This window comes from Pseudomonas sp. R2-37-08W, from assembly GCF_003851705.1.
Classification (GTDB): domain Bacteria; phylum Pseudomonadota; class Gammaproteobacteria; order Pseudomonadales; family Pseudomonadaceae; genus Aquipseudomonas.
In genome coordinates this window covers 4,611,511-4,636,675 of the sequence record NZ_CP027728.1, presented here as the reverse complement: position 1 = coordinate 4,636,675, position 25,165 = coordinate 4,611,511, and the positions used below count along the sequence as shown (strand labels likewise).

Genomic DNA, 25,165 nt, shown 5'->3' with positions numbered 1-25,165 from the left:
CGCCAGTAATATCGTCTACGTGAGTAGCTTATGGGCCAGCGCCATTACCGTGCCAACAGCCGTAAAGAAGCCTATTGCGATGCCCACGGGGTACCAGAAGATCTCACGGGTTATCTTGTGGACTTCAGCATTGAACTTGCGTTGTTCGGCATAGATGCGTGATATGTCCGCGTGAATTTTCTCGATCGACGCTTGTTGTTCATTGTGTTCCAGCATCCTCTTCATCCTTCGTGATAAGGGTCTCATGACATGCACTCTGCCCGCACGGCAGGGTGATCAGCGCTCACCGAGTATAGGATTCACTCCTGGCCTGCGCGCTCGGCTTACCCCAAAACCGCAACCCATTGCGTAAGCAGTTATGTGCTGCCGTTTTTTACCTGTCATGTTGCAAGCGCATGCTGGATACGTCATCCCCGCACAACCCTTGAAAGACGAAAAAGCGAACTTTCCTACGTTACGACCAGTCACTTAGGAGAGACGCAGCACCCGTTGAAACGATTGTTCCCGAACTATTGAGTGGTGATCGAGATGGAAAGTATCAGCCTGTTGCTCGAAGAAGCACTGAGCCCTTATCTGGTTACGCTGACCACCTCTGGTGTGCAGGGCGAATGCCTGGTGACCGTGAAGAACCCCGGTGGCGCCATCATGGTCGAGCGCGAAGTCAACCGCGCTCAGCTGACCGACAAGCGCGCGCTGGTGGATGTGGTGGATTGTCTGCTGCGCGATTTGAAAATCGCTGAAGGTCGACTCGAGCCCTCGGTCATCGCAGCCTTGCGAAATGCCGCCATGACACGAACCCCGGTCTGCGCATGAAGAATTATTTATCCTTCGAAACTTCCTACAACACGGCCGGTCAGAGTTTGTAACAGCAAGAGCAAACATTGTGCTCCGGTGTTTGTGGCTTGTTGTACTGGTCTTTGTAGATCACGTTTAACCCCGAGTTGTCTCCCCACTCCTCGGGGTTTCTTTTTGCCTGGGATTTGGCACAGCGCGCCCTGCGAACGCAAACGGGTCATGCTGCTGCGCAGTATTCGTTGAATGACCTCGCCATCGGTTAGACTGATCGCCTTTCCTTGTCTTAGAAGCCCGTTCATGGCCCAGCCGTCCACGACCTACAAATTCGAACTCAATCTCACCGACCTTGACCGTTCGGTGTACGAGAGCGTCAAGCAGACCATCGCCCGCCACCCTTCGGAAACCGAAGAACGCATGACCGTGCGCCTGCTGGCCTACGCCCTCTGGTACAACGAGCAATTGGCGTTCGGCCGTGGCTTGTCGGACGTCGACGAGCCGGCCCTGTGGGAAAAGAGCCTGGATGACCGGGTGTTGCACTGGATCGAAGTCGGCCAGCCGGATGCCGACCGCCTGACCTGGTGCTCGCGCCGTACCGAACGTACCAGCCTGCTGGCGTATGGCAGCCTGCGTGTGTGGGAAGGCAAGGTCGTGCCGGTGGCGAAAAACCTGAAAAACGTGCACATCGCCGCAGTCCCCCAGGAAATCCTCGAGGTTCTGGCCAAGGACATGCCTCGCGTGATCAAGTGGGATGTGATGATCAGCGAAGGCACGATCTTCGTCACCGACGACCGTGGCCAGCATGAAGTGCAACTGGAATGGCTGGTTGGCGGACGTGATTGAACATGTGGGAGGGGGCTTGCTCCCGATAGCGGTGGATCAGTCACAACATCATTGACTGACACTCAGCTATCGGGAGCAAGCCCCTCCCACATTTAATCTTTATAGCGTTTGAATTGTCGTTTTAACCCTTTTATCAGTAGAGAAGTTATCCCCACCGTATGCGTATCGAACCCCGTCCCTTGCCCGCCGTCCTGCCCTTCCTCGGTGAATTGCCACCGCTGCTGACCCGTCTCTACGCCGCGCGCGGGGTGCAATCGGAAGCCGAGCTGGACAAGAGCCTGGCGCGGTTGATTCCCTATCAGCAGCTCAAGGGCATTGATGCCGCTGTCGACCTGCTGGTGACGGCGCTGGAGCAGCGCCAGCGCATCCTGATCGTCGGTGACTTCGACGCCGACGGCGCCACCGCCAGCACCGTCGGCACACTGGGCCTGCGTTTGCTCGGTGCGGCCCACGTCGATTACCTGGTGCCCAACCGCTTCGAATATGGCTACGGCCTGACGCCGGAGATCGTGGCGGTGGCGCTGCAGCGCGAGCCGCAGTTGCTGATCACCGTGGATAACGGCATCTCCAGCGTCGAGGGCGTGGCGGCGGCGAAGGCGGCGGGGTTGAAGGTGCTGGTGACGGATCACCACTTGCCGGGCGATGAACTGCCGGCGGCGGACGCGATCGTCAATCCGAACCAGCCGGGTTGTACCTTCCCCAGCAAGGCGCTGGCCGGTGTCGGCGTGATCTTCTACGTGTTGATGGCCCTGCGCGCGCGCTTGCGCAGCCTGGGCTGGTACGACAACAGCCCGCAGCCGAACATCGGTGAGTTGCTCGACCTGGTGGCCCTGGGCAGCGTTGCCGACGTGGTACCGCTGGACGCCAACAACCGCATCCTCGTCCATCAGGGCCTGGAACGTATCCGTGCTGGTCGAGCGCGGCCGGGGATCAAGGCAATCCTTGAAGTGGCCAAGCGCGACCATGCCCGTATCACCTCCACCGACCTCGGCTTTATCCTTGGCCCGCGCCTGAATGCGGCGGGGCGCCTGGATGACATGAGCCTGGGCATCGAATGCCTGCTCACCACGGACATTGCCGCAGCACGGGAAATGGCCGCGCAACTGGACGGCATGAACCAGGACCGCAAATCCATCGAGCAAGGCATGCAGCGCGAAGCCCTGGCCCAGCTCAAGGATTTGCCGGTCGAATCGATGCCGTACGGCTTGTGCCTGTTCGACCCGGAGTGGCACCAAGGGGTGATCGGGATCCTGGCGTCGCGCATGAAAGAGCGCTATTTCCGTCCCACCATCGCCTTTGCCGATGCCGGTGATGGCCTGCTTAAGGGCTCCGGGCGTTCAGTACAGGGCTTTCATATCCGTGACGCGCTGGCGGTGGTTGCCAGCCAGCATCCCAACCTGATTGCCAAATATGGCGGTCATGCGATGGCGGCTGGCCTGACCCTGCCCGAAGCGAATTTTCCGTTATTTGCCCAAGCCTTCGATGCCGAAGTGCGTCGGCAACTGCGCGAAGAAGACCTCACCGGGCGGCTGCTCTCCGACGGCACCCTGGCGGTGGAAGAGTTTCACCTGGAACTGGCCCGCGCACTGCGCCATGCCGGCCCGTGGGGGCAGCACTTTCCCGAGCCATTGTTTCACGGCGTGTTTCAGTTGGTGGAGCAGCGGGTGGTCGGCGAGCGGCACTTGAAGGTGGTGCTCAAGAGCGAATGTGGCTCGGTGAAGCTCGATGGCATTGCGTTTGGGGTCGACCGTGAAGTCTGGCCGAATCCGACGGTGCGGTGGGTGGAGTTGGCCTACAAGCTGGACGTGAATGAATATCGTGGGAATGAAACGGTGCAGTTGATGATTGCGCATATCGAACCGCGTTAGATCCAACTGACACCGGGATACAAATGTGGGAGGGGGCTTGCCCCCGATAGCGGAGTGTCAGTCACTGTTCATATGACTGATCCACCGCCATCGGGGGCAAGCCCCCTCCCACATTTGGTTTTGTGTACTGCTTACTCGGCTTTGCCCTGATGCTTGACGATGATATCCACCAGCCGCTTGGCCAGCGCCGGATAGTTCTCATCGAAGTGATGCCCGCCGGGCAGCTTGATGGCTTCGCCCACGGCGGTCTTGTCGGTGCAGCCGCTCTCGTCGACTTCCTCGGCGCCGTAGATGCACACCACTTTGTCGGCTGGCAGCTTGGCCATTTCCGGGCCGGTCGCGGCTTCTTTGCCGGCGTTGCCCAGCCAGCCTTCCACTTCAATCTCAAAGCTGCCGGTGCGGGCGAAGGCCAGCAGGATGATTGCGTCGACCCGTTGCTGTTCGTTTGCCGGCATGCGGTTGTAGATGGCCGGCAGGACGTCGGCGCCGAACGAATAACCGGTCAGCACGAAGCGCTTGGTGCCCCATTTCTGCCGGTAGTGCTGCATCAGCTCGGTAAGGTCCTTGGCGCTTTGTTCCGGGGTCTTGTGCTGCCAGTAGTAGCGCAGGGTGTCGATGCCGACCACCGGGTAGCCGATCTTCGCCATCTCGCCGGCCACGTCGCGGTCCAGGTCACGCCAGCCGCCGTCACCGGAGAGGAACAGGGTCACGGTGTCCTTGGCCTGGCCTGCTGGAACTTCCACCACCGGAATCGCCAGGCCGCCGTTGTCCGAACCTACCAGTTGCTTGCGCAGCTCGTTGTTCAGCACTTGCGGGTAATGAATGTCGTAGTCGCTGATGCTGGTGGTGGCACGCGGTGTGTCGCGTACGAAACTGGCGCTTTCATCGTCAGGGTTGTCGTTCCACGCCACCAGCCAGTTGCCATGGGCGGCGGTTTTGGGCAGCGGGTCGTTGCAGCCTTCCTGTTTCAGGGCGAAGCCGACGGAGATGGCATTGGCCTTGTCGTCGGTCTGTGTGGCCAGCCAGCGCCAGGCGAGCGCCGCGCCAGGGCCGATGCCGCTGACCAGGGTCGCCGGGCCTTTGAGTTGGCCCAGGGCGCTTTGCAGCGCCTTCTCCTGCAGGGCGCAGTCATCTTTAGGCAGCACCACTTGCACGATCTGCGCCGAGCCGCCCTGGCTCAGGGCGACCAATTGGCTGTCGGTGAGAGTTTCGTCGGCCATCACGGCTACCGCCACGCGGGCTTTGGCGGCGCTGGCCGGAGTCACGCGGGTCATCATCGAACCGTCGGCCTGGGGCAATTGCTCCAGGGTCGGCTGTGGGGCAGGGCGGTTCCAGTACCAATAGCCGCCGCCCAGGATCAGCGCGAGCAGCACAACAAAGGCCAATACATACCGCCAGGAGCGTCGAATCATCAGCGTTTCACCAATCCAGTCAAGCCGCCCGCGATCAGGGCGGCGGTATCGGCCAGTGCCACCAGCGGATCAAGTCCTGCGGGCACGGCCATGTAACGGGGTTCCCAGTCAGGCTGGAACTTGTCTTTGAAACGGCGCAAACCTTGAAAGTTATACAGTTGCTCGCCACGGCGGAACACCATCGAGCCCAAGCGTTGGGTCAGTGGCGCGCCACGCCGTGGTTGCAGGCCCGACAACGGCACCATGCCGAGGCTGAAGCGGGCGTAGCCGTGGTTTTTATAATGTTGAATCAGGCCGACCATCATGAACTCCATGGTCAGCTTCGGCGCGTCCGGGTGGGCGCGCATCAGGTCGAGACTGGCCAAGTCATGGTTGTACGTCTCGAGCAGGTTGGCAAAGGCCACCGGGCGCCCTTCGAAGCGAATGATCGCGATCCGAAAGTGCTTGAGGTAGTCGTCGCTGAAGCGGCCCAGGGAGAAGCCTTTTTCACGCACATTCTTACCGGTTAGCCAGGCGTCCGAGATAACTTTTAATTCATCCATCGGCGCCGTGCCCGGCTCGCAGATCTCCAGGGACAAGCCGTCCCGGGTGCCACGGTTCCAGGTGTAGCGCAAATCCTTCATCTCTTTGCCCTTGGCTTCCAGGTCAAAGCGTTTCAGGTCGACCCGGGCTTCTTCGCCCAGCTTGATCGCGGTGAGGCCAATATCCATGTAGTACGGCAGGTTCTCGGCGCGTACCTGATAGAACACCGGCCGTGCGTGATGAATGTCGCACAGGTCGCGGAACTGCCAGATCATCTCGGCGCGCGGTTGAGTCGGGCCGATCGGATCATACAGCGCCACCAGGCTGCGCCCGCGACGGGCGTACATCAGGAAGGCTTCATCGTTGGGGTGGAACAGCAACGCCTTGTCGCCGGTCAGCGCCAGGCCGCCGTCGGGCTGGGAAGAGGCCATCAGGATCTTGCTGGCGCGTTCCAGCTCATCCGGGGTCGGCAGGTGGATCACCGGGCGCGCGGTACGCAGCAGCCAGGTCAGCGAAACGATCACCAGCAATACGGCGGCACCCAGCAAGGAACGCAAGCCGCGCGGGGCGTTGGCATCGAGGGTGAACTGCCACCAGAGTTGATGGCTGTAAGGCACATCTTGATAGGCAAACAGCAACAGCCAGATCGACGCGCCCAACACGCAGACGCTGGCCACCAGGTACAGCGGCGAGAAGGGCAGTTCGGTCAGGCGGCTGGCGCGGTAGAACGAGCGCCGGAAGATCGCCAGCAGCACGGCGGTCATGGTCATCAGGCTGGCTTCTTCCCAGTCGAAGCCTTTGAGCAGTGAGAGCAGGGCGCCGACCAGCAGCAGCACCATGGTCAGCATCCAGGCGGCTGACAAACGTCGACGCAGGCCTTGGGCCAGCAGTAGGCACAGCACGCCTATCAGGCTGGCACCGAAGTGCGACGCGTCAATCAGGCGGTGGGGAATCAGGAAGCCGATGTTTTCCAGGCGTGAATCGATCTCCGGCGTGGCGCCGGAAAACAGCAGGACCACGCCGGACAAAAAAACCAGTACGGCCAGCACCGGTGCCGCAAGGCCGGATGCGACGCGCAGGCTCTGCTGAGTCTGGAACAGGCGCTGGGCCTCGTTGATCAGCAGGAAGATACAGGCGATCAACAGCGGCAACACCACGTAGATCATCCGGTATAAGAGCAGGGCAGCCGCCAGTGGCGCAGCGCCGAGTGTGTCGGCGAAGGCCGCCAGTAGGATCGCCTCGAAGACCCCCACGCCTCCCGGTACATGGCTGAGCACGCCGGCGGCCAGGGCCAACAGATACACCAACAGGAACGGGCCGAAAGGCGGTGCTTCGGGCAGCAGCATATAAAGGACAGCGGCGGCGGCGGCGACGTCCAGCGCGGTGATGACCAGTTGCAGGAACGTCAGGCGACGGCCAGGCAGGCGCAGGGTGCGGCGCCCGGCCTTGACCAGCAGGTTATCCGGGTAAGGTTGTTCCGGCAGGCGACGGCGATAGATACCGATGCACAGCATGGCCGACAACAGCAGCACCGCACCGGCGACACCGCCCAGCAGGCTCTGCGGTAAATGCAGGTAGGTCGATGCCGCCGGCAGGTTGCTCAGCGTGGCCAACGCGGCCAGTGGCGGCAGCGCGCAGCCCAGCGCCAGGCTGGCGAACACGGTCATGTGGGCGACTTCCGACGCACCAATGCCGTGGCGTGCATATAAACGGTAGCGCACCGAGCCGCCCGAGAGCATCGACAGGCCGATAGCGTTGCCGATGGCAAAGGCAGTGAAGCCGCCCAGGGCCAGGGTCTTGGCCGGCAGTTTCACGCCTGCGTAATGTGCGCCGGAAAATTCATAGCCCAACAGAATGATGAAGCCGGCCACCGCCGCCGCGAACGCGCCGAGCAAGGCCGGTTTAGGCACCTCCAGGATCGAGTCATGGAGCGCGTAGAGGTCGAGTTCCAACAGCAGGTGTCGGCAGGCGATCAGGGCAATTGCAAACAGCAGCAACGTAACGGCCAGGCCGATGGGCTGACGGTATTTGCTCAACAGATCCAGCCAACGCAAACGAGTGGGAGCGATCGGTTGTTCCGCTGTGACAGTGTCGTGTGGTTCAGACGAGTTGGCGCGCATCAATCACCTCGTGGATTGTGCGCGACAGGATGGAGGTATCCAGCCAAGTTACCAATCCCTATGGACAAAATAATTACAAATATTAACGCGGATCACCGAGTGGGGCGACTGCGGCCATTGGTCGTAGAAGGTAGCGCTTGAGCATCGAGCATAGCGTGCAATGGGATGGACTCTACAAACCGTCTACGGTTTCATGAAAGATGCCATGTCATTGTTTCAGAAGAACTTTTTCACCGGATACAAAAAAGGCCACTCTTTCGAGTAGCCTTTTTTGATGTTTGGTTGCGGGAGCCGGATTTGAACCGACGACCTTCGGGTTATGAGCCCGACGAGCTACCAGACTGCTCCATCCCGCGTCTGTGGGCGGCATTCTACAGTCCAGCGGCGAGGTGTCAACCGTTAATGAGTCGATGGCTCAAATTAACGCTGATTTATTCAAAATCAAGGCCTTGCCACTTCATTGTAGGAGCGAGCTTGCTCGCGAAAGGCGTCAAGGATAACGCAGCGCTTCAGGTAGCCAGCGGTGTGTTGAAGTTTTTCGCGAGCAAGCTCGCTCCTACAGGGGAGGGAGGTAAAACAGGCGCGCACAAAAAAGGCCACTCTTTCGAGTAGCCTTTTTTGATGTTTGGTTGCGGGAGCCGGATTTGAACCGACGACCTTCGGGTTATGAGCCCGACGAGCTACCAGACTGCTCCATCCCGCGTCTGTGTGTCGGCATTCTACAGAGGATCGCGAGTGTGTCAACCCGAAAATAGAAGAAAAGCGCTTGTGGTTCAATCGGTTAGCTCTCCAAGGCGAGCGTGGTAGGGGCGCGGAGCCAGTCGGGCCGAGGCTTTCAGCTCTATTGGAGGGCCTAATTCGATTGAGAAAACAAATTCATCTGCGATATTTCTTACCGCTCAGGCAGAAGATTCAAACTACTGGTGCTATATACAGGAGTGAGATGCGATACTGGCCACCCGTTGGTTCACACCCCGTTTATATGACGCAGCGCAAAATCATCCACGTCGACTGTGATTGCTTCTACGCCGCCATCGAGATGCGCGACGACCCGAGCCTGGCGCAAAAACCCTTGGCCGTCGGCGGCTCGGCAGACCGGCGGGGGGTGATCGCTACGTGCAATTACGAAGCGCGGGCGTATGGGGTGCGCTCGGCGATGTCATCCCGTCACGCATTGAAGTTGTGCCCGGACCTGACGATCGTCAAGCCGCGCATGGATGCTTATAAAGAAGCATCGAAGGAAATCCAGACGATCTTTCGCGACTACACCGACTTGATCGAGCCGTTGTCGCTGGATGAAGCCTACCTCGACGTCTCCGACAGTCCGCACTTTGACGGCAGTGCCACGCGCATCGCCCAGGATATTCGCCGGCGCGTTTCCAATCAATTGCACATCACCGTGTCTGCCGGCGTGGCGCCCAACAAGTTCCTGGCCAAGATCGCCAGCGACTGGAAAAAGCCCAACGGCCTGTTTGTGATTACCCCGGACCAGGTCGAAGATTTCGTCTCCCAGTTGCGGGTGAGTAAGTTGCATGGGGTCGGCAAGGTCACTGCCGACAAGCTGGCGCGCCTGGGCATTGAGGATTGCCTGCAATTGCGTGAGTGGAACAAGCTGGCGCTGGTGCGCGAATTCGGCAGTTTTGGTGAGCGCCTCTGGAGCCTCGCCCGTGGGATCGATGACCGCGTGGTGCAGAACGACAGCCGGCGGCAATCGATCAGCGTGGAAAATACCTACGATGTGGACTTGCCGGATCTTTCAAGCTGCCTGGCAAAACTGCCCGAACTCATGGACACCCTGGCCGGGCGCATGGCGCGTATCGACAGCAGCTACCGGGCGGGCAAGCCGTTCGTGAAGGTCAAGTTTCATGACTTTACCCAGACCACTTTGGAGCAGGCCGGGGCAGGGCGGGACCTGGAGAGTTATCAACAGCTGATGACCCAGGCGTTCAACCGTGGTGGGAAGCCGGTGCGGTTGTTGGGGATTGGCGTGCGCTTGCTGGATTTGAGCAGCGGTAACGAACAGCTCGAGTTTTCCTGGTAGACACCGGAGCAAATGTGGGAGGGGGCTTGCTCCCGATATAGGTGTTTCAGTGCCAGATGTACTGACTGACACACCGCAATCGGGAGCAAGCCCCCTCCCACATTTGGATCTTCACATGGCTTGAAGCTCAGCGTGCGTCAGGGTCTGCGACTAACCGCCCGGCATCCTTGGCCAGCGCCTGCAAAAACTCCTGCTGCAACTCTGGGTCATTGCGCGTGAGTTCGATCAGGCTTTGCTCCAGTTCGCTGGCTTCTTCTTCCAGGCCCAGCTCCGAGAGGCGCTTGACCCGGTGTACCCACTGGTTGACTTCGTCGTCTTCCAAATCGTCGTAGATCAGGCCATGGGCTTCCAGCAATTTTCCGCGCAGGGTGCTGCTGATCGCCAGGGTCGAATCCGTGTGCACGTCGTCCTGGCCGTCTTCCACGCTGATCTTCAAGGTGGTGATGCGGTTCAGGTCTTGTTCGGCAAACGGACTGTCCAACAGGTTCAGGCGCAGGACGCCGTCGCGGTCGGTGGTCAGTTCATGGGTCTGCTTGCCGGCGGTGACCTGTACCGGGCGTTCGCTCCAGGGCAGGCTCGAATACTCCAGGCGCTTGTCACGCTGGACTTCATCGATGCCCGCGAGGTTCTGCTGGGCACGGCCGTGGGATTGCACGTTCATGAACGGGTTGATGCCGTCCACGCCGTAGCTCAGCCAATCGCGGGTCATGCTGGCGGGCAGGTTGCCGAGGGCGAAGATGTTCACCACATTGGCCCCCGCGCCAGCCACCAGCGCCACGGCACCCAGGGGCATCTCGTAGAGTTTGCGCCAGGGCTGATAGGGCGTGTAGCGGTCGTAACGCCGAGTGACTTCGAATTCGGTGACTTCAAAGGTCTTTTGCTCGTGAATCCGAACCCGACGTTGCGGCAGCTCCAGCACTTTGGGCTCACCTACATCGATCTGCAGGCTGTGGTCGAGCAACTTACGCTCGACCCGCTCCTCGTGCTCACTGCGTTGCGACATCTGGTTGGCGCAGCCGCTGACCAGCAGGGCGCCGCACAAGGCGGCGCCCCCCAGGGCTCTGGTGTTTCGCTTGAACATGACTTCTCTTGATCTGGTTTTCAGCGACGAATACGCGCCTGAAGGAAAGACAGCACGTCAGCCACCGGCAACGGTTGGGCCTCGGCTTCGGTCCGGCTCTTGTATTCCAGATTGCCATCGGCCAGGCCGCGGTCACTGACCACGATCCGGTGGGGGATGCCAATCAGTTCCATGTCGGCGAACTTGATGCCCGGGCTGGTTTTCTTGTCCCGGTCATCGAGCAGCACTTCAAAACCGGCGGCCGTCAGTTCGGCATACAGTTTGTCGGTGGCTTCGCGCACTTGCTCGGTTTCATAGCGCAACGGCACCAGCGCAACCTGGAACGGCGCCAGGGCGTCGCTCCAGATGATGCCTTTCTCGTCGTTGTTCTGCTCGATGGCAGCGGCGACCACGCGGGACACGCCAATGCCGTAGCAGCCCATGTCCAGGGTGATCGGCTTGCCGTTCTCGCCCAGCACTTCGCACTTCATCGCCTTGCTGTACTTGTTGCCCAGCTGGAAGATGTGCCCGACTTCGATGCCGCGCTTGATCTCCAGGGTGCCCTTGCCATCCGGGCTTGGGTCGCCAGCCACAACGTTGCGCAGGTCGGCCACGGTCGGAACCGGCAGGTCACGCTCCCAGTTCACGCCGAAGTAGTGCTTGTCGTCGATGTTCGCACCGATCCCGAAGTCGCTCATCAGCTCGACCGAACGGTCGATGATGATCGGCAGCGGCAGGTTCAGCGGGCCGAGGGAGCCGGCGCCGGCGCCAATGGCGTCGCGCAGTTCGGCATCGGTGGCCATGACCAGCGGGCTGGCCACGCCAGGTTGCTGGGCCGCCTTGATTTCGTTGAGCTCGTGGTCGCCACGGATCACCAGGGCGATCAGCTTGCCTTCTTCTTCGGCGCGCACGATCAGGGTCTTGATGGTCTTTTCAATCGGCAGATTGAATTTTTCCACCAGGGCCGCGATGGTCTTGGTGTCCGGAGTATCGACCAGGCGCAGTTCTTCGGCTGGCGCTGGGCGCGAGGTTTCCCGTGGGATGGCTTCGGCTTTCTCGATGTTCGCCGCGTAGTCGGAGCCGTTGCTGAACGCGATGTCGTCTTCGCCGGATTCGGCCAGCACGTGGAATTCGTGGGAGCCGGCGCCGCCGATGGAGCCGTTGTCCGCTTCAACCGGGCGGAATTTCAGGCCCAGGCGCGTGAAGATGTTGCAGTAGGCCTGGTGCATGCGGTCGTAGGTCGCCTGCAGGGACGCCTGGTCGGCATGGAACGAATAGGCGTCCTTCATGATGAATTCACGGCCGCGCATCAAGCCGAAGCGTGGGCGGATTTCATCACGGAATTTGGTCTGGATCTGATACAGGTTCAGAGGCAGCTGTTTATAGCTGCTCAACTCGTTGCGCATCAGGTCGGTGATGACTTCTTCATGGGTCGGGCCGGCGCAGAAATCGCGGCCATGACGGTCCTTGAAGCGCAGCAGCTCGGGGCCGTACTCTTCCCAGCGTCCGGATTCCTGCCACAGTTCAGCCGGTTGAGTGCTCGGCATCAACACTTCCAGAGAGCCGGCGGCGTTCATTTCTTCACGAACGATGGCTTCGACCTTGCGCATCACCTTCAAGCCCATGGGCAGCCAGGTGTACAGGCCGGAGGCCAGTTTGCGGATCATGCCGGCGCGCAGCATCAGCTGATGGCTGATAACAACCGCATCGGAAGGCGTTTCTTTCTGTGTGGCGAGCAAATATTGACTGGTACGCATGGTAGGCCGTTGTCGGTTGCTTGGACTTGAAATGACTTGGGATTGTACGGGCGGTTGCTGCTGGAGTACAGGCGTGACATTGCGGGGGATCTGACTGACTGTGGAAGATCCAATGTGGGAGGGGGCTTGCTCCCGATAGCAGTGTGTCAGCCAGTACATCTGACACTGACACCCTGCTATCGGGAGCAAGCCCCCTCCCACATTGACCTAGTAGTGTCAGTCTTCTTGCGGGGGATTCAACTGAATCCGCCGATTCTCCTGGAACCAGTGCAGGGCAATCAGGAACAGCGTCGGCACCCCCAGCAGGCAGGTGATCATGAAGAAGCTGTGATAACCGAACTTCTCCACCATCACCCCCGAGTACCCGCCGATCAGGCGCGGCAGCAACAGCATGATCGAGCTGAGCAGCGCGTATTGGGTGGCGGAGAACTTGAGGTTGGTCAGGCTCGACAGGTAGGCGACAAACGCAGAAGTGGCCAGGCCGGAGCTGAAGTTATCCAGGGAAATAGTGACAATCAGCATCTGCAGGTCGGGGCCCATGTCGGCGAGCATCACGAACAACAGGTTGGTGCCGGCCGAGGCCACGCCACCGATGAACAGGATCGGCAGAATCCCGAACCGCACGATCAACAGACCGCCCATGCCGGCGCCGAGCAGGGTCATGATCAGGCCGAAGATCTTGCTGACCCCGGCAATCTGGTCCTTGGTAAAACCCTGGTCGATATAGAACACGTTGGCCATCACGCCCATGACGGTATCGGACATGCGATAGGTGGCGATCAACCCTAGCAGCAGCAACGCCTGCCAGCGGTAGCGCAGGATAAAGTCGTTGACCGGCGTCAGCACCGGCGCCAGGCCACGGCGGCCCATGGCCGAGAGGCACAGGGCGGTGAGCAGGATATAAAGGATGGCCCGCAGGAAGGCACGGTCTTCCATCAGCAGTTCCCACAGGCTCACGCCCTGGAACAGCACGCTGGCGAAATCCGTGTTGTACAGCTGGGTAAACATGGCAGGCACCGACACCAGCAACACGATCAGCACGAACACTGACGCCAACTGATGCACGAAGCTATAGCGCCCGGCCTGCAACTGGGTGCGCAGCGGCACGTTGGGTTCGCGCATCAACAGGGTGGTGAGCAGGGCCGGAACCATCAACACGCCGAACAGCACATAGGTGCCGGTCCAGGCCGAGTGCTTATAGTTGAAACCGGTGGAGCCGAAGCCTTCGGCAAAGAACAGCGCGCCGGCCGTGGCCAGCAGGGCAGCGATGCGATAACCGGACATATAGCTGGCGGCCAGGGCGGCCTGGCGGCTGTCGTCGGCGATTTCCAGGCGGTAGGCATCGACGGCGATGTCCTGGGTGGCCGAGGCGAAGGCCACGACGACGGCAATGGCAATCAACCAGGACAAGTGTTTTTGTGGGTCACAAAAGCCCATGCCGATCAATCCGAGGATCACCAGCGATTGGGAAAGCACCAGCCAGGAACGCCGGCGCCCGAGTTTCCCGAGCAATGGCAGGCGCCATTGGTCGAGCAGCGGCGACCAGACCCATTTGAAGGCGTAGGCCAGCCCGATCAGGCTTGCATAACCGATGGTCTCACGGGCAACACCCGCTTCACGCAGCCACACGGAAAGCGTCGAGAACACCAACATATAAGGCATGCCGGCAGCGAAACCGAGCAACAACAGCACTAACGTCGAGGGGCTGGCATAGGCGGCGAGCGCGGCGCGCCAGGTTTTACGGGGCATGGGCTGGAGTCTGCCTCAGATTTGCGGAAACAAAGCGCGCACTCTAACCGCTGTGCTCTACCGGGCGCCAGCCATGGCGCTGAATATCAACGCGATTGTTCAGGATGCTGACACCTTCGCTGCGTAAACGCGCACGTTGCTCGTCACCTGAGGCGCTGCCCACCGGCAGACTTATCCGACCACCGGCACCCAACACCCGATGCCAGGGCAGTCGGGTGTCCGCCGGAAGCTGGCTAAGGGTACGCCCGACCCAGCGTGCGGCGCGCCCCAACCCGGCCAGGTGCGCCAACTCGCCGTAGCTTACGACGCAACCTGCCGGCACTTGCGCCAAGGTCAGGTATAGCGCGGTGCGGCGCATGTCGGCGGGGCTTTGCGGGGTGTCGGCAGGTTCATTCACTGTGGGGCTATCCGTTGAGAACGTCGGTGTTTTTGTAAGAAACGTCTGTAAACTTGGGGGTGAGCATGGAACTCACTATAAATAGTTGAGTCAGTTCAGGCTATCCACGACGATAGCCCCTTCTTTTCGCCAACCCCGAGCCCCGTATCTGCTTATGTTGTCCAGAACCCTGCTGTGCCTCGCTGTCCTCAGTGCTTCCACGCCCCTGCTCGCCGATACCGTCTGGTTGAAGAACGGTGACCGCCTGACCGGCAAGATCAAAGTTTTCGACGGCGGCAAGTTGCTGATCCAAACCAGCTACGGGGGCGCCATCCCGGTGGATTGGAAGCAGGTGAAAACCCTGGAGAGCGACCAGGAGTTGCTGGTCAAGCAGGACGCCTATGCCGGTGAAAAGGCCAAGTCCCTCAAGCCGGCGGAGGATGGCAAAGTCGTGCTGGCCAATGGCGAAGCGCCCAAGACCGTGGACCTGGCCAGTATCCAGCAGATCCTCAAGCCCAAACCTGTGATCGAAGACCTGGTGTGGAAGGGCAACATCGACCTGGCGCTGGACTACAAGCGTGCCGACAAAGACACCAACGACTACGACGTCGACTTCAAGACCTCGGCCCGTCACGGCCAGTGGCGCCACACCGGCAAGGGCGAATACAACCGCGAATTCCAGGACGACGTCACCACCACCGACAACTGGGCCCTGGAATACGATCTGGACCGCTTCATCACCGAGCACTGGTTCTGGCAGGGCCGCCTGACCTACAAGCGCGACAAGGTTGAAGACCTGGCGCGCCAACGCACCGTCGGTACCGGCCCGGGCTATCAGTTCTGGGACGATGAACTGGGGGCGTTCTCCCTCGGCTCTCTGATCAACCGCACCGATTACGAATACGCCGATGGCGGCAAGGACAACTTCTATTCCCTGGCCATGAAGTGGAACTACAACCGCTACCTGGTAGGCAAGACCGTGGAATTCTTCACCAACGGCGAGCTGGGCAAGCCGATCGACGGTCCGGCCGAGTATGCCCTGGATGCCGAGATGGGCCTGCGCTACAAGGTCACCGAATGGGCCTCGCTCAATCTCAAGGCCGAGCGCGACGTCATCAGCGGCGACTCCGACAGCAGCCTGAGCAAGACCCGCTACACCGCAGGGTTTGGCGTGGCCTGGTAACGCGGCATCGAGCACCCTGGCAACCTGCGCGGATATTGATTACCTTGTGTTGAGATCCATTCCCATATGCCATGGGCGGCGAAACAACCCAGGAGTCATACATTGAGCGCGCACGTTGCCAGGAACGCCCGAGAGCTGTTGCTCAAGGAATACCGTGGGGCCTTGGCCACACAATCCAAAGCCATGCCCGGTTTTCCCTTCGGTTCGGTCGTGCCGTACTGCCTCGACGAGCAGGGCCGGCCGCTGATCCTGATCAGTCGCATCGCCCAGCACACCCACAACCTGCAGAACGACCCCAAGTGTTCGTTGCTGGTGGGTGAGCGCGAAGCCGACGATGTGCAGGCCGTCGGGCGCCTGACCTACCTGGCGCAAGCCGAAAAACTCGACGACGCCGCTGCGATCGAAGCCGCCGCCGAGCGCTATTACCGTTACTTCCCCGAGTCGGCCAACTACCACAAGGCCCACGATTTCGATTTCTGGGTGCTCCAGCCAGTGCGCCACCGGTATATCGGCGGGTTTGGCGCGATCCACTGGGTCGACCACCTGACCTTGGCCAATCCGTTCGCGGGCAACGCCGAACGCAGCATGATCGAACACATGAACAGCGATCACGCCAAGGCCATCGCCCATTACGTCAACCTTGCCGGTTTACCGACGACCGAGCCTGCGCAACTGGCCGGCATCGACAGCGAAGGCATGCACCTGCGTATCGGCCAGGCCCTGCACTGGCTGCCGTTTGGCGAACCTTGCAACACGCCGACACAAGTACGCGAAGCCTTGGTTTCATTGGCTCACGCCGAATCCTGGCCGAAAAAATCAGACGTTAGTGCTTGAATTCACGAAAAGGCGACGTCATCTAAGGTGAACTAGCAAGGCATTCTTGCGTTGAGGAACCATTTGATGCGCCCTTTTTTGTTGCTTTTTCTATTGTTCCCGGTGCTGGAGCTGTTCGTATTCGTTCAAGTCAGCGGTGCGATTGGATTTTTCCCGGCTCTGCTGCTGATCATTCTCGGCTCGATGCTCGGCGTGCTGGTGCTGCGCGTCGCCGGGCTGGCGACGGCACTGCGTGCCCGCGAAAGCCTGAACCGCGGCGAGCTGCCCGCCCAGACCATGCTCGAAGGCCTGATGATGGCCCTGGCCGGTGGCCTGTTGATTCTGCCGGGTTTCATCAGCGACGTGGTGGGCCTGGTCATGCTGCTGCCGGTCACGCGCAAATTGCTGGCCGGCAAGATGCGCCAGCGTGCCGAAGAAGCGGCCCTGCGCCAGCGTGCTTTTGCCGACGACCTGCAACCCCGTGGCGGCCCGGCCCCGCGCCAGCCCTTGGGGCGTGAAGGCGATGTGATCGAAGGCGAATTCGAACACCGCGACAACAAATAACCGCTTCACCGGCACGGCACCTTCGGGTGCCGTGTTGCATTCATCCTTGAGTCAATCCAAAAAAATTTCCTGCGCTGGCCCTTGTAATAAGCCTGGGCGCCCTTATGTAACGGTCACCGCAAGGTTTCTGGTGGTGACACTAGACAGACTTCCGCGGTTCGCCCAGCGAGCCGCGACCGGCACCGCCGGAATTTAACCCGCCGGAATTGATACCGGCCGATGAAAAACACAATTAGGAGAGATCGACAATGAAGCTTCGTCCTCTGCATGACCGCGTCGTCATCCGTCGCAGTGAAGAAGAAAAGAAAACCGCCGGCGGGATCGTTCTGCCAGGTTCGGCTGCTGAAAAAGCCAACCACGGTGTGATTCTTGCTGCGGGTCCAGGCAAGGCTCTGGAAAACGGTGAAGTACGTGCGCTGGCCGTGAAAGTGGGTGACAAGGTTGTTTTCGGCCCTTACTCCGGCAGCAACACTGTGAAAATCGACGGCGAAGACTTGCTGGTAATGGCTGAGAACGAAATTCTCGCCGTACTGGAAGACTGATTTCCCCGCTCATTTTCCCGTTTACTCCAAAGTATTTAAGGAATATCGATCATGGCTGCTAAAGAAGTTAAATTCGGCGACTCCGCCCGCAAAAAAATGCTCACCGGTGTCAACGTCCTGGCTGACGCAGTAAAAGCGACCCTGGGCCCGAAAGGCCGTAACGTGATCATCGAGAAGAGCTTCGGCGCTCCGACCATCACCAAGGACGGCGTTTCCGTCGCCAAAGAAATCGAACTGGAAGACCGTTTCGAAAACATGGGCGCGCAGCTGGTCAAAGACGTTGCCTCCCGTGCCAACGATGACGCCGGTGACGGCACCACCACCGCGACCGTACTGGCTCAGGCCATCGTCAACGAAGGCTACAAGGCCGTCGCTGCCGGCATGAACCCGATGGACCTCAAGCGCGGTATCGACAAGGCGACCATCGCTATCGTTGCCGAGCTGAAAAACCTGTCCAAGCCATGCGCTGACACCAAGGCTATCGCTCAGGTAGGTACCATCTCCGCCAACTCCGACAGCTCCATCGGCGACATCATTGCCGAAGCCATGGAAAAAGTCGGCAAAGAAGGCGTGATCACCGTTGAAGAAGGCTCGGGCCTGGAAAACGAACTGTCGGTTGTAGAAGGCATGCAGTTCGACCGTGGCTACCTGTCCCCGTACTTCGTCAACAAGCCAGACACCATGGTTGCCGAGCTGGACAGCCCGCTGATCCTGCTGGTCGACAAAAAGATCTCCAACATCCGCGAAATGCTGCCAGTGCTGGAAGCCGTTGCCAAAGCCGGCCGCCCATTGCTGATCGTTTCCGAAGACGTTGAAGGCGAAGCCCTGGCGACTCTGGTTGTGAACAACATGCGTGGCATCGTCAAGGTTGCGGCCGTCAAGGCTCCAGGCTTCGGCGACCGTCGCAAGGCCATGCTGCAGGACATCGCCGTATTGACCGGCGGTACCGTGATCTCCGAAGAGATCGGCCTGAGCCTGGAAAGCGCCACCCTGGAAAACCTGGGTAGCGCCAAGCGCGTGACCATCTCCAAGGAAAACACCATCATCGTTGACGGTGCTGGCGTTGAAGGTGACATCGAGTCGCGTATCGCTCAGATCCGCGCTCAAGTAGCCGAAACTTCCTCGGACTACGACCGTGAAAAACTGCAAGAGCGTCTGGCCAAGCTGTCCGGCGGCGTTGCAGTGATCAAGGTTGGCGCCGGTTCCGAAGTCGAAATGAAAGAGAAGAAGGCCCGCGTTGAAGACGCCCTGCACGCAACCCGTGCAGCCGTTGAAGAAGGCGTGGTACCTGGCGGTGGCGTTGCGCTGATCCGTGCTCTGGAAGCCCTGACCAACCTGACCGGCGACAACGCCGACCAGAACGTCGGTATCGCTGTACTGCGTCGTGCCGTTGAAGCACCGCTGCGCCAGATCGCTGCCAACTCCGGCGACGAGCCAAGCGTTGTGGTCAACGAAGTCAAGAACGGCAAAGGTAACTACGGTTACAACGCTGCGACTGGCGTCTACGGCGACATGATCGAAATGGGCATCCTGGACCCAACCAAGGTGACGCGTTCCGCGCTGCAAGCGGCAGCGTCCATCGGCGGCCTGATCCTGACCACCGAAGCTGCAATCGCCGACAAGCCTAAGGCTGAAGGCGCTGGCGGCGGCGGTATGCCAGACATGGGCGGCATGGGTGGTATGGGCGGCATGATGTAAGCCAGCCTTACCCGGCTAGTTAAAAAACCCCGCCTGCAGCGATGCAGGCGGGGTTTTTTTATGGGTGTTGCGCAAGCCGTCAATGGGACGTGGCGGGCTTCGATGGCCGGTACAACAGTAGGCAATACATGCCCAGGCAGATCAGCCAGCAGAAAATCGCCGTCCAGACGTTGTGGGAAAAAAAGTGCGCCCCTTGCAACATGCGACTGACGGAAAACACGCTGCCCAAGCCCACCGCGAAGATAAACGCGTTGCGCGCCATGCGTGGCCGGCGATCGCGCAGGGCAAAAAACCAGGCGAACAAGGCAAAACCGGTTGCCGCATGCCCGCCGGGCCAGCAGCGACCGGGTTTGTCGGTAGGCGGGCGAGGGCTAAGCAGCTCGCTGTAGGTTTCCTGGCCACCGAATTCCTTGAGGCTCCAGGGGCACTGCACGGCGGTGATGGTTTTCAACGGCGCCACAAAGGCCGTCGCCATTGCCAGGGACAGCACCAGGCAGACCAGTTCGCGGCGGTAGGGCTTGAGTCGCTGCAGGATGAAGCTGCCGACCAGCCCGAGAATCGCCAGTACCGAAAACAGGATCACCAGTTGCTTGGCGCGATCATGCAGGATGTCTTCGAGAAAGAAGCTATAGCGGCCGATGAAGCCGCCTTGCTCGGCATCGTAGAAGCGTTTGGCCAGGTCCATGTCCAGCGAGGTCAGCTGCAGAAGCAGCAAGACCAATGCGGCGCCGCCGGGGAGGCCCAGACACAGCCAAAAATTAAGCGGTTTAGAAACGCGTTGGGAGGCGGGGGGCTTCATGACGGACCTTGGTAAAAAACGTCCCGTACTCACCCGCACGGGACGTTTTGATTAGCGTGTGCTCAGGGCTGGGGCCTCTTCCTTGGGGGCTCTCCAACTCAGCAGTTGTTGCTTGTAGTCGTAGCTGGCGGCTTGGTAATAGGTGATTGCGCGCTGGATCAACGGGTCGTCGCTGCCGACGCGCAGTTCCTGGCTGTCTGCCAGCGCCTGGTCATGACGACGCAGGCCTTTGCGCGGGCTGAGAATCGCCAGGTTCGTGCCGTCAAACAGGCCCAGGTGCTGGTAGTTGCCGACCACCACGCGCGGTGGCAGCGGGTTGTCTTGCAACAGGTTGCGGCCAAAGAACGTCGACTCGTAGCTCAGGTTGATCAAGCCCAGCAGCGTCGGCGCCAGGTCGATCTGGCTGGCCAGTTGCGCGGTTTCCCGGGCGTCTATCAGCTTCGGTGCATAGATGAACAGGGGGATCTGGTAGTTGGTGATCGGCAGATCTTCCTTGCCTGCGCTGCCGGCGGTGTGGTCGGCGACGAACACAAAGATCGTGTTATCGAACCAGGGCTTCTGACGCGCGGCGTCGAGGAACTGGCCGATGGCGTAGTCGGTGTATTTCACCGCGCCGTCACGGCCCTTGCCGGATTTGATATCGATACGCCCGTCCGGATAGGTGTAGGGACGGTGGTTGGAGGTGGTCATCAACTGCAGCAAAAACGGCTGCTGCTTGGCGTAGTCGGCATCGGCCAGATTCAGGGTTTGTTTGTACAGGTCCTCGTCGGCCATGCCCCAGGCGTTTTTAAACGAGATTTGCGCTTCAGGCACACTGCTCTGGTCGACGACGCGATAGCCATTGCCGCTGAAAAACGCATTCATGTTGTCGAAGTAACCGCGCCCGCCGTAGACGAACACGCTGTCGTAGCCAATGGCGGAAAGCTGCTGCCCCAGGCTGGCGAAACCGCTTTCGCGGCCGATGCGCTTGACGATAGAGCGCCCAGGCGTAGGAGGAACTGCCAGGGTGATGGCTTCCAGGCCACGGTCGGTACGCGTACCGGTGGCATAGAAGTTATTGAAGTACAGGCTCTGTTGGCGCAGCGCATCGAGGTTGGGCGTGAGGTGGCGCTCGTCGCCGTTGCTGCCCATGTATTTGGCGCTGAAACTTTCGATGGTGACCAACACGATATTGGGCTTGCGCAGCGTGCCCGGGTTGGTGATGGTGCGGCGGATATCCAGTGGGTCCTGGTCGATGAAACGGGCGTTGGGCTCACTGAGTTCGGCGCGCAATTGCTTGGCGACGACATCGGTTGGCAGGCTTTTGTAGAACTGCGTGTAGTCCAGTTCGTTGTTACGGAACGCGGCAAAGAACTGATAGGGGCCATTGCTGGCCAGTTCGTTGTTGTAGGCGTTGCCACCTTGGGTGCGCGGGCTGTCCTGGCTGATCAATTGCAGGCTGAGGCCGGCGACCACCAGTAAGGCCACGGCATTCACCAACCGGCCACGCAGCGCCGGCAGGGGCGCGGCCATCGCGGCGTTGAAGGGCTTGCGCAGGGCCACGCTGAGGATCAGCGCGAGCATCGCCAGCAGGCTGAGCAGCTTGCCGATCGGGTAGGACTCCAGCAGGTTGTTCAACACCTCGTCGGAGTACACCAGGTAATCAACGGCGATGAAGTTGAAGCGCACGCCGAATTCATCCCAGAACAGCCATTCGGCCACCGACGTGAACAGCATCGCGAACAGGCTCACCGTGAGCAGCGCTTGCAGGAACCAGCGATGACCGCGACGGCGCCACAGCGCCGGCGGGCACAGCAACAGGTACAGCCCCAGCGGTAACGCCGCGTAGGCCAGGAAGCCGAAGTCGTAGAGCAAGCCCACGCCGAACACCGGCAGCAGGTTACCGCCGACTTCATCCAGGTGAGTGATGAGCAGCACGCTACGGGTGAGCAGGAAAACAACCAGCCAGGCGCCGGTTATCAACAGCAAATAGCGCACAGGCGCGGTTTTGGGGAGCCCCATGTCAAATTTCCTTTTATCAATGGCGGCGATCTTCACGCTGACACTGTAGTCAGTTTGTGAAGCTATAGTGAAAAACTCGTTTGGCTGCCCAATCAGTTGAAAACCTTTATCGACGGGGCTCGCCGCTCTATCCCTGAGCCGCACTTGGCCTTAAGCTGCGCGAGCCAACACGGCCGTTACCGCGTACGGAGACACTGCCCATGCGAATTTTATTGGTTGAAGACAACCGCGATATTCTGGCCAACCTGGCCGATTACCTGGGGCTCAAAGGCTACACAGTGGACTGTGCGCAGGACGGTTTGTCGGGCCTGCACCTGGCCGCCACCGAGCATTACGACTTGATCGTGCTCGACATCATGCTGCCCGGCATCGATGGCTACACCCTGTGCAAACGCCTGCGTGAAGATGCACGCCGCGACACCCCGGTGATCATGCTCACCGCCCGCGACCAGTTGGACGACCGGCTGCAGGGCTTCAAGTCCGGGGCCGATGACTACCTGCTCAAGCCGTTCGCCTTGTCCGAACTGGCCGCGCGCATCGAAGCGGTGCTGCGCCGGGCCCAGGGTGGCGGGCGGCGTGTGTTGCAAGTGGGCGACCTGCATTACGACCTCGACACCCTGGAGGTCACGCGCGAAGGGCGCATGCTCAAGCTCAACCCGGTCGGCCTGAAGCTGCTGGCAGTATTGATGCAGAAAAGCCCGCACGTATTGCGTCGGGAAATTCTCGAAGAAGCCTTGTGGGGCGATGATTGCCCGGACAGCGACAGCCTGCGCAGCCACGTTCACCAATTGCGCCAAGTGATCGACAAACCTTTCGCCAAGCCGCTGCTGCAAACGGTGCACGGTGTGGGTTATCGCCTCGCCGAGGGCCGTGATGGAGTTTAAGCAAAGCCTTGCCCAGCGGATCATCATCGCCTTTGCCTTGATGAGCGCGTTGGTAGCGGGGGCTTTCGCCATGGGCATCGTCGCGACGGTGCACCTGGTGGAAGAGAAGTTGATTTCGGCGGGCCTGGGCGGCGATCTGCAACGGCTGCTGTTGATGGACAGCATGGAAGACTGGCGACACCGCCCCGAGCCCGACCAGTTGTTTTATTTCAGCGGCGGCCCCGGCGATTTCGAGCTGCCCAAGGACCTGCGGCATCTGGACCCAGGCTTTCATGAAGTGTTTCGCGAGTCGCTGTCATACCACGCCATGGTCGAGGTGATCGATGGCCGGCGTTATGTGCTGCTGCAGGACCAGAGCGATTTCGAAGAGCGCGAGCGCGTCCTGTTTGCCGTGGTGCTGGTGGGCTTCGTGCTCAGCCTGGCGTTGGCGGTGTTTCTCGGCTGGGTGCTGGCGCGCAAGGTGATGGCGCCGGTGGTACGGCTGGCGCGCCAGGTGCGCCATCGCGACCAGTTGCTCGGGCTTGCCCCGCCTCTGGCACCGGATTATGCGGCCGACGAAGTGGGTGAGTTGGCGGTGGCGTTCGATGCCACCCTGGGTCGCTTGCGCCAGGCGCTGTCTCGCGAACAGTTGTTTACCAGCGATGTGAGCCATGAATTGCGCACCCCCTTGATGGTGCTGGCCAGTTCCTGCGAGCTGTTGCTGGAGAACCCGGCAATCGATCAACGGGGGCGTAACCAGGTCCAGCGAATCGCCCGGGCCTGTGAAGAAATGCGCGAGCTGGTGCAGACCTTCCTGATGCTCGCCCGTGCCCAGCATGACGATGCCGCCATGTCGGCCCAGGTCAACCTGACACAGGTGGCTGAGGACCTGCTCGGGATCTGGCGCGGGCCCATCGAGCAAAAGGGCCTTGAACTGATCTACTGCCCCGGCAATCCGCTGGACACACGCTACAACACCACCTTCCTGCATGCGGTGATGGGCAATCTGTTGCGCAATGCACTGCATTACACCGAGCAAGGGTTTATCCGCCTCACCCTGGAGCCCAGCGGTTTTGTGGTGGAGGATTCCGGCGTGGGCATTCCTGAAGACAAGCGTGAGGCGATGTTCGAGCCGTTTGTGCGGGGCAGCGAGAAGCGCGGCGAGGGGCTGGGCTTGGGCTTGTCGCTGGTGCAGCGCATCTGTGAGAACCAAGGCTGGAGCGTGACCCTGAGCACCATGGAGCCCAATGGTTGCCGTTTTCATGTCGAATTGGCTCAAGTCAAAACCTGACCGTTCAGTCTGTCACTTTGCTGCTGCACGACGCCGGTTTTTCAGCGAAGATGGCCCGATGCTACTGAATGTTTCTGTAAAGTCTTGAAATGTATGCAATTGGACAGGACAAGTTTTTCACAACGAGTTGACTTGTTGATCACAGTTCGCTGCTTAGGGTTGTAGGCATCAGTAATTGGAGATGTAAGATGCCTTCGCCGATCAAGTTAGAGTTTTCTGAAAAGTACGACGATAACCACGCTCACCGCTATTTGCTCAAGCATCAGGACAATCTGGCCCGCCGGTGGTCCCACAAACGCGACGAGCAGCTGGCGCGCGCGGCGCTGGCCATGGCCGGTGAGCCAAGCCTGGTGTTAGACCTGCCGTGTGGTGCAGGGCGATTCTGGCCGTTGCTGGCCGAGAAACCCAACCGCGTGATTATCGGGGCCGACAATTCGGCGTCGATGTTGAAGGTCGCCACGGTGGCCCAACCGCCGGAAGTGGTGAAACGGGTACGTCCTTTGCAGACATCTGCCTTTGATATCGATCTGCCAGATAATTCGGTCGACAGTATTTTCTGCATGCGCTTGATGCACCACATCGGTGACCCAGCGCACAGGATGACAATACTGCGGGAGTTTCAACGTGTTACCCGTGACAGCGTGATTATCTCGCTGTGGGTGGATGGCAATTTCAAGGCTTGGAAACGCAAGCGCGCCGAAGTGCGTCGTCGTAAGAAAGGTGAGCAGGAAGGTTACCAAAACCGGTTTGTGTTACCGGCTGCTACTGTCGAGGCAGAATTCGAGCAGGCCGGTTTCCGGGTCCAGGAATCCCTGGACTTCATGCCGCTCTACGCCATGTGGCGAGTCTATGTATTGCGTAAGAGGTAACA

Annotated in this window: 21 protein-coding genes and 2 tRNA genes; 12 read left to right on the top strand and 11 right to left on the bottom strand. The window is 60.1% G+C overall.

Annotated elements, in window-relative coordinates; translation table 11 throughout:
• Window positions 1-15: 15 nt before the first annotated feature.
• Entirely contained in the window at window positions 16-216 is a 201-nt protein-coding gene (locus C4J93_RS21375) for a hypothetical protein (protein WP_057723913.1), read from the bottom strand.
• A 312-nt stretch (window positions 217-528) separates the two neighbouring features.
• Between C4J93_RS21375 and C4J93_RS21370 the strand changes: the two genes are divergently transcribed.
• The 3 genes from C4J93_RS21370 (at window position 529) to recJ (ending at window position 3,503) form a co-directional block, all read left to right on the top strand.
• On the top strand, window positions 529-813 hold the full coding sequence (locus C4J93_RS21370) for a DUF3509 domain-containing protein (RefSeq protein ID WP_065896367.1): 285 nt from the start codon (window positions 529-531) through the stop codon (window positions 811-813).
• Window positions 814-1,092: 279 nt separating this feature from the next.
• Window positions 1,093-1,635, top strand: a complete 543-nt coding sequence (locus C4J93_RS21365; RefSeq protein WP_124368227.1) for a YaeQ family protein — start codon at window positions 1,093-1,095, stop codon at window positions 1,633-1,635.
• A gap of 158 nt (window positions 1,636-1,793) precedes the next feature.
• On the top strand, window positions 1,794-3,503 hold the full coding sequence (gene recJ / locus C4J93_RS21360) for a single-stranded-DNA-specific exonuclease RecJ (protein WP_124430407.1): 1,710 nt from the start codon (window positions 1,794-1,796) through the stop codon (window positions 3,501-3,503).
• Between the two features lie 131 nt (window positions 3,504-3,634).
• Here recJ and C4J93_RS21355 read toward each other — a convergent pair whose 3' ends face one another.
• From C4J93_RS21355 to C4J93_RS21335, 4 genes are all read right to left on the bottom strand, one after another.
• Complete coding sequence (locus tag C4J93_RS21355) at window positions 3,635-4,915, bottom strand: virulence factor family protein (RefSeq protein WP_124430406.1); 1,281 nt, start codon at window positions 4,913-4,915, stop codon at window positions 3,635-3,637.
• On the bottom strand, window positions 4,915-7,557 hold the full coding sequence (gene mprF, locus C4J93_RS21350) for a bifunctional lysylphosphatidylglycerol flippase/synthetase MprF (RefSeq protein WP_124430405.1): 2,643 nt from the start codon (window positions 7,555-7,557) through the stop codon (window positions 4,915-4,917). Before mprF ends, C4J93_RS21355 begins: the two co-directional genes overlap by 1 nt.
• Before the next feature lie 279 nt (window positions 7,558-7,836).
• Window positions 7,837-7,913: transfer RNA gene (locus C4J93_RS21345), tRNA-Met, on the bottom strand.
• A gap of 270 nt (window positions 7,914-8,183) precedes the next feature.
• Window positions 8,184-8,260, bottom strand: a tRNA-Met gene (locus C4J93_RS21335).
• Window positions 8,261-8,539: 279 nt separating this feature from the next.
• Here C4J93_RS21335 and dinB point away from each other — a divergent pair.
• Window positions 8,540-9,598 (top strand): DNA polymerase IV, encoded by a 1,059-nt coding sequence (gene dinB / locus C4J93_RS21330; protein ID WP_124430403.1) that lies wholly within the window; start codon window positions 8,540-8,542, stop codon window positions 9,596-9,598.
• A gap of 127 nt (window positions 9,599-9,725) precedes the next feature.
• Here the strand turns inward: dinB and C4J93_RS21325 are convergent, their stop codons facing one another.
• The 4 genes from C4J93_RS21325 to C4J93_RS21310 all read right to left on the bottom strand — a co-directional run bounded on the left by C4J93_RS21325 (window position 9,726) and on the right by C4J93_RS21310 (window position 14,522).
• Complete coding sequence (locus tag C4J93_RS21325) at window positions 9,726-10,679, bottom strand: hypothetical protein (protein ID WP_124408069.1); 954 nt, start codon at window positions 10,677-10,679, stop codon at window positions 9,726-9,728.
• Between the two features lie 20 nt (window positions 10,680-10,699).
• Window positions 10,700-12,415, bottom strand: a complete 1,716-nt coding sequence (locus tag C4J93_RS21320; RefSeq protein ID WP_124364246.1) for a proline--tRNA ligase — start codon at window positions 12,413-12,415, stop codon at window positions 10,700-10,702.
• Between the two features lie 216 nt (window positions 12,416-12,631).
• The gene (locus tag C4J93_RS21315) at window positions 12,632-14,164 is read right to left on the bottom strand and encodes an AmpG family muropeptide MFS transporter (RefSeq protein WP_124430402.1); all 1,533 of its coding nucleotides are present in this window, start codon (window positions 14,162-14,164) and stop codon (window positions 12,632-12,634) included.
• 43 nt (window positions 14,165-14,207) lie between these two features.
• The gene (locus C4J93_RS21310; RefSeq protein WP_256657927.1) at window positions 14,208-14,522 is read right to left on the bottom strand and encodes an MGMT family protein; all 315 of its coding nucleotides are present in this window, start codon (window positions 14,520-14,522) and stop codon (window positions 14,208-14,210) included.
• Between the two features lie 193 nt (window positions 14,523-14,715).
• On the opposite strand from C4J93_RS21310, the gene C4J93_RS21305 reads away from it, so the two are divergent.
• The 5 genes from C4J93_RS21305 to groL all read left to right on the top strand — a co-directional run bounded on the left by C4J93_RS21305 (window position 14,716) and on the right by groL (window position 19,340).
• Window positions 14,716-15,723 (top strand): DUF481 domain-containing protein, encoded by a 1,008-nt coding sequence (locus C4J93_RS21305; RefSeq protein ID WP_124368221.1) that lies wholly within the window; start codon window positions 14,716-14,718, stop codon window positions 15,721-15,723.
• Window positions 15,724-15,825: 102 nt separating this feature from the next.
• Window positions 15,826-16,557, top strand: a complete 732-nt coding sequence (locus tag C4J93_RS21300; RefSeq protein ID WP_124368220.1) for a HugZ family protein — start codon at window positions 15,826-15,828, stop codon at window positions 16,555-16,557.
• A gap of 66 nt (window positions 16,558-16,623) precedes the next feature.
• Window positions 16,624-17,100, top strand: a complete 477-nt coding sequence (locus C4J93_RS21295) for an FxsA family protein (RefSeq protein ID WP_124364241.1) — start codon at window positions 16,624-16,626, stop codon at window positions 17,098-17,100.
• Window positions 17,101-17,348: 248 nt separating this feature from the next.
• Complete coding sequence (locus tag C4J93_RS21290) at window positions 17,349-17,642, top strand: co-chaperone GroES (RefSeq protein WP_124364240.1); 294 nt, start codon at window positions 17,349-17,351, stop codon at window positions 17,640-17,642.
• A 51-nt stretch (window positions 17,643-17,693) separates the two neighbouring features.
• On the top strand, window positions 17,694-19,340 hold the full coding sequence (groL, locus tag C4J93_RS21285) for a chaperonin GroEL (RefSeq protein ID WP_065887544.1): 1,647 nt from the start codon (window positions 17,694-17,696) through the stop codon (window positions 19,338-19,340).
• A gap of 79 nt (window positions 19,341-19,419) precedes the next feature.
• Here groL and C4J93_RS21280 read toward each other — a convergent pair whose 3' ends face one another.
• Window positions 19,420-20,139, bottom strand: a complete 720-nt coding sequence (locus C4J93_RS21280) for a phosphatase PAP2 family protein (protein WP_124430401.1) — start codon at window positions 20,137-20,139, stop codon at window positions 19,420-19,422.
• Window positions 20,140-20,190: 51 nt separating this feature from the next.
• Window positions 20,191-22,140 carry an LTA synthase family protein gene (locus C4J93_RS21275; protein WP_124430400.1) on the bottom strand — a complete coding sequence of 650 codons (1,950 nt, stop codon included), beginning with the start codon at window positions 22,138-22,140 and terminating at the stop codon, window positions 20,191-20,193.
• Window positions 22,141-22,340: 200 nt separating this feature from the next.
• On the opposite strand from C4J93_RS21275, the gene colR reads away from it, so the two are divergent.
• The 3 genes from colR to C4J93_RS21260 all read left to right on the top strand — a co-directional run bounded on the left by colR (window position 22,341) and on the right by C4J93_RS21260 (window position 25,163).
• On the top strand, window positions 22,341-23,024 hold the full coding sequence (gene colR, locus C4J93_RS21270) for a two-component system response regulator ColR (RefSeq protein WP_124364237.1): 684 nt from the start codon (window positions 22,341-22,343) through the stop codon (window positions 23,022-23,024).
• Window positions 23,014-24,294, top strand: coding sequence for a HAMP domain-containing sensor histidine kinase (locus C4J93_RS21265; RefSeq protein WP_124430399.1), 1,281 nt, complete (start codon window positions 23,014-23,016; stop codon window positions 24,292-24,294). Before colR ends, C4J93_RS21265 begins: the two co-directional genes overlap by 11 nt.
• A gap of 188 nt (window positions 24,295-24,482) precedes the next feature.
• Window positions 24,483-25,163 carry a class I SAM-dependent methyltransferase gene (locus tag C4J93_RS21260; RefSeq protein ID WP_124364235.1) on the top strand — a complete coding sequence of 227 codons (681 nt, stop codon included), beginning with the start codon at window positions 24,483-24,485 and terminating at the stop codon, window positions 25,161-25,163.
• The last annotated feature ends 2 nt before the right edge of the window (window positions 25,164-25,165 follow it).

Excerpts from the sequence above, each read along its gene's own strand:
- C4J93_RS21375 (WP_057723913.1), bottom strand. The coding sequence starts at position 216 with ATGCTGGAACACAATGAACAACAAGCGTCGATCGAGAAAATTCACGCG.
- C4J93_RS21370 (WP_065896367.1), top strand. The coding sequence starts at position 529 with ATGGAAAGTATCAGCCTGTTGCTCGAAGAAGCACTGAGCCCTTATCTG.
- C4J93_RS21365 (WP_124368227.1), top strand. The coding sequence starts at position 1,093 with ATGGCCCAGCCGTCCACGACCTACAAATTCGAACTCAATCTCACCGAC.
- recJ (WP_124430407.1), top strand. The coding sequence starts at position 1,794 with ATGCGTATCGAACCCCGTCCCTTGCCCGCCGTCCTGCCCTTCCTCGGT.
- C4J93_RS21355 (WP_124430406.1), bottom strand. The coding sequence starts at position 4,915 with ATGATTCGACGCTCCTGGCGGTATGTATTGGCCTTTGTTGTGCTGCTC.
- mprF (WP_124430405.1), bottom strand. The coding sequence starts at position 7,557 with ATGCGCGCCAACTCGTCTGAACCACACGACACTGTCACAGCGGAACAA.
- dinB (WP_124430403.1), top strand. The coding sequence starts at position 8,540 with ATGACGCAGCGCAAAATCATCCACGTCGACTGTGATTGCTTCTACGCC.
- C4J93_RS21325 (WP_124408069.1), bottom strand. The coding sequence starts at position 10,679 with ATGTTCAAGCGAAACACCAGAGCCCTGGGGGGCGCCGCCTTGTGCGGC.
- C4J93_RS21320 (WP_124364246.1), bottom strand. The coding sequence starts at position 12,415 with ATGCGTACCAGTCAATATTTGCTCGCCACACAGAAAGAAACGCCTTCC.
- C4J93_RS21315 (WP_124430402.1), bottom strand. The coding sequence starts at position 14,164 with ATGCCCCGTAAAACCTGGCGCGCCGCGCTCGCCGCCTATGCCAGCCCC.
- C4J93_RS21310 (WP_256657927.1), bottom strand. The coding sequence starts at position 14,522 with ATGCGCCGCACCGCGCTATACCTGACCTTGGCGCAAGTGCCGGCAGGT.
- C4J93_RS21305 (WP_124368221.1), top strand. The coding sequence starts at position 14,716 with ATGTTGTCCAGAACCCTGCTGTGCCTCGCTGTCCTCAGTGCTTCCACG.
- C4J93_RS21295 (WP_124364241.1), top strand. The coding sequence starts at position 16,624 with ATGCGCCCTTTTTTGTTGCTTTTTCTATTGTTCCCGGTGCTGGAGCTG.
- C4J93_RS21290 (WP_124364240.1), top strand. The coding sequence starts at position 17,349 with ATGAAGCTTCGTCCTCTGCATGACCGCGTCGTCATCCGTCGCAGTGAA.
- groL (WP_065887544.1), top strand. The coding sequence starts at position 17,694 with ATGGCTGCTAAAGAAGTTAAATTCGGCGACTCCGCCCGCAAAAAAATG.
- C4J93_RS21280 (WP_124430401.1), bottom strand. The coding sequence starts at position 20,139 with ATGAAGCCCCCCGCCTCCCAACGCGTTTCTAAACCGCTTAATTTTTGG.
- C4J93_RS21275 (WP_124430400.1), bottom strand. The coding sequence starts at position 22,140 with ATGGGGCTCCCCAAAACCGCGCCTGTGCGCTATTTGCTGTTGATAACC.
- colR (WP_124364237.1), top strand. The coding sequence starts at position 22,341 with ATGCGAATTTTATTGGTTGAAGACAACCGCGATATTCTGGCCAACCTG.
- C4J93_RS21265 (WP_124430399.1), top strand. The coding sequence starts at position 23,014 with ATGGAGTTTAAGCAAAGCCTTGCCCAGCGGATCATCATCGCCTTTGCC.
- C4J93_RS21260 (WP_124364235.1), top strand. The coding sequence starts at position 24,483 with ATGCCTTCGCCGATCAAGTTAGAGTTTTCTGAAAAGTACGACGATAAC.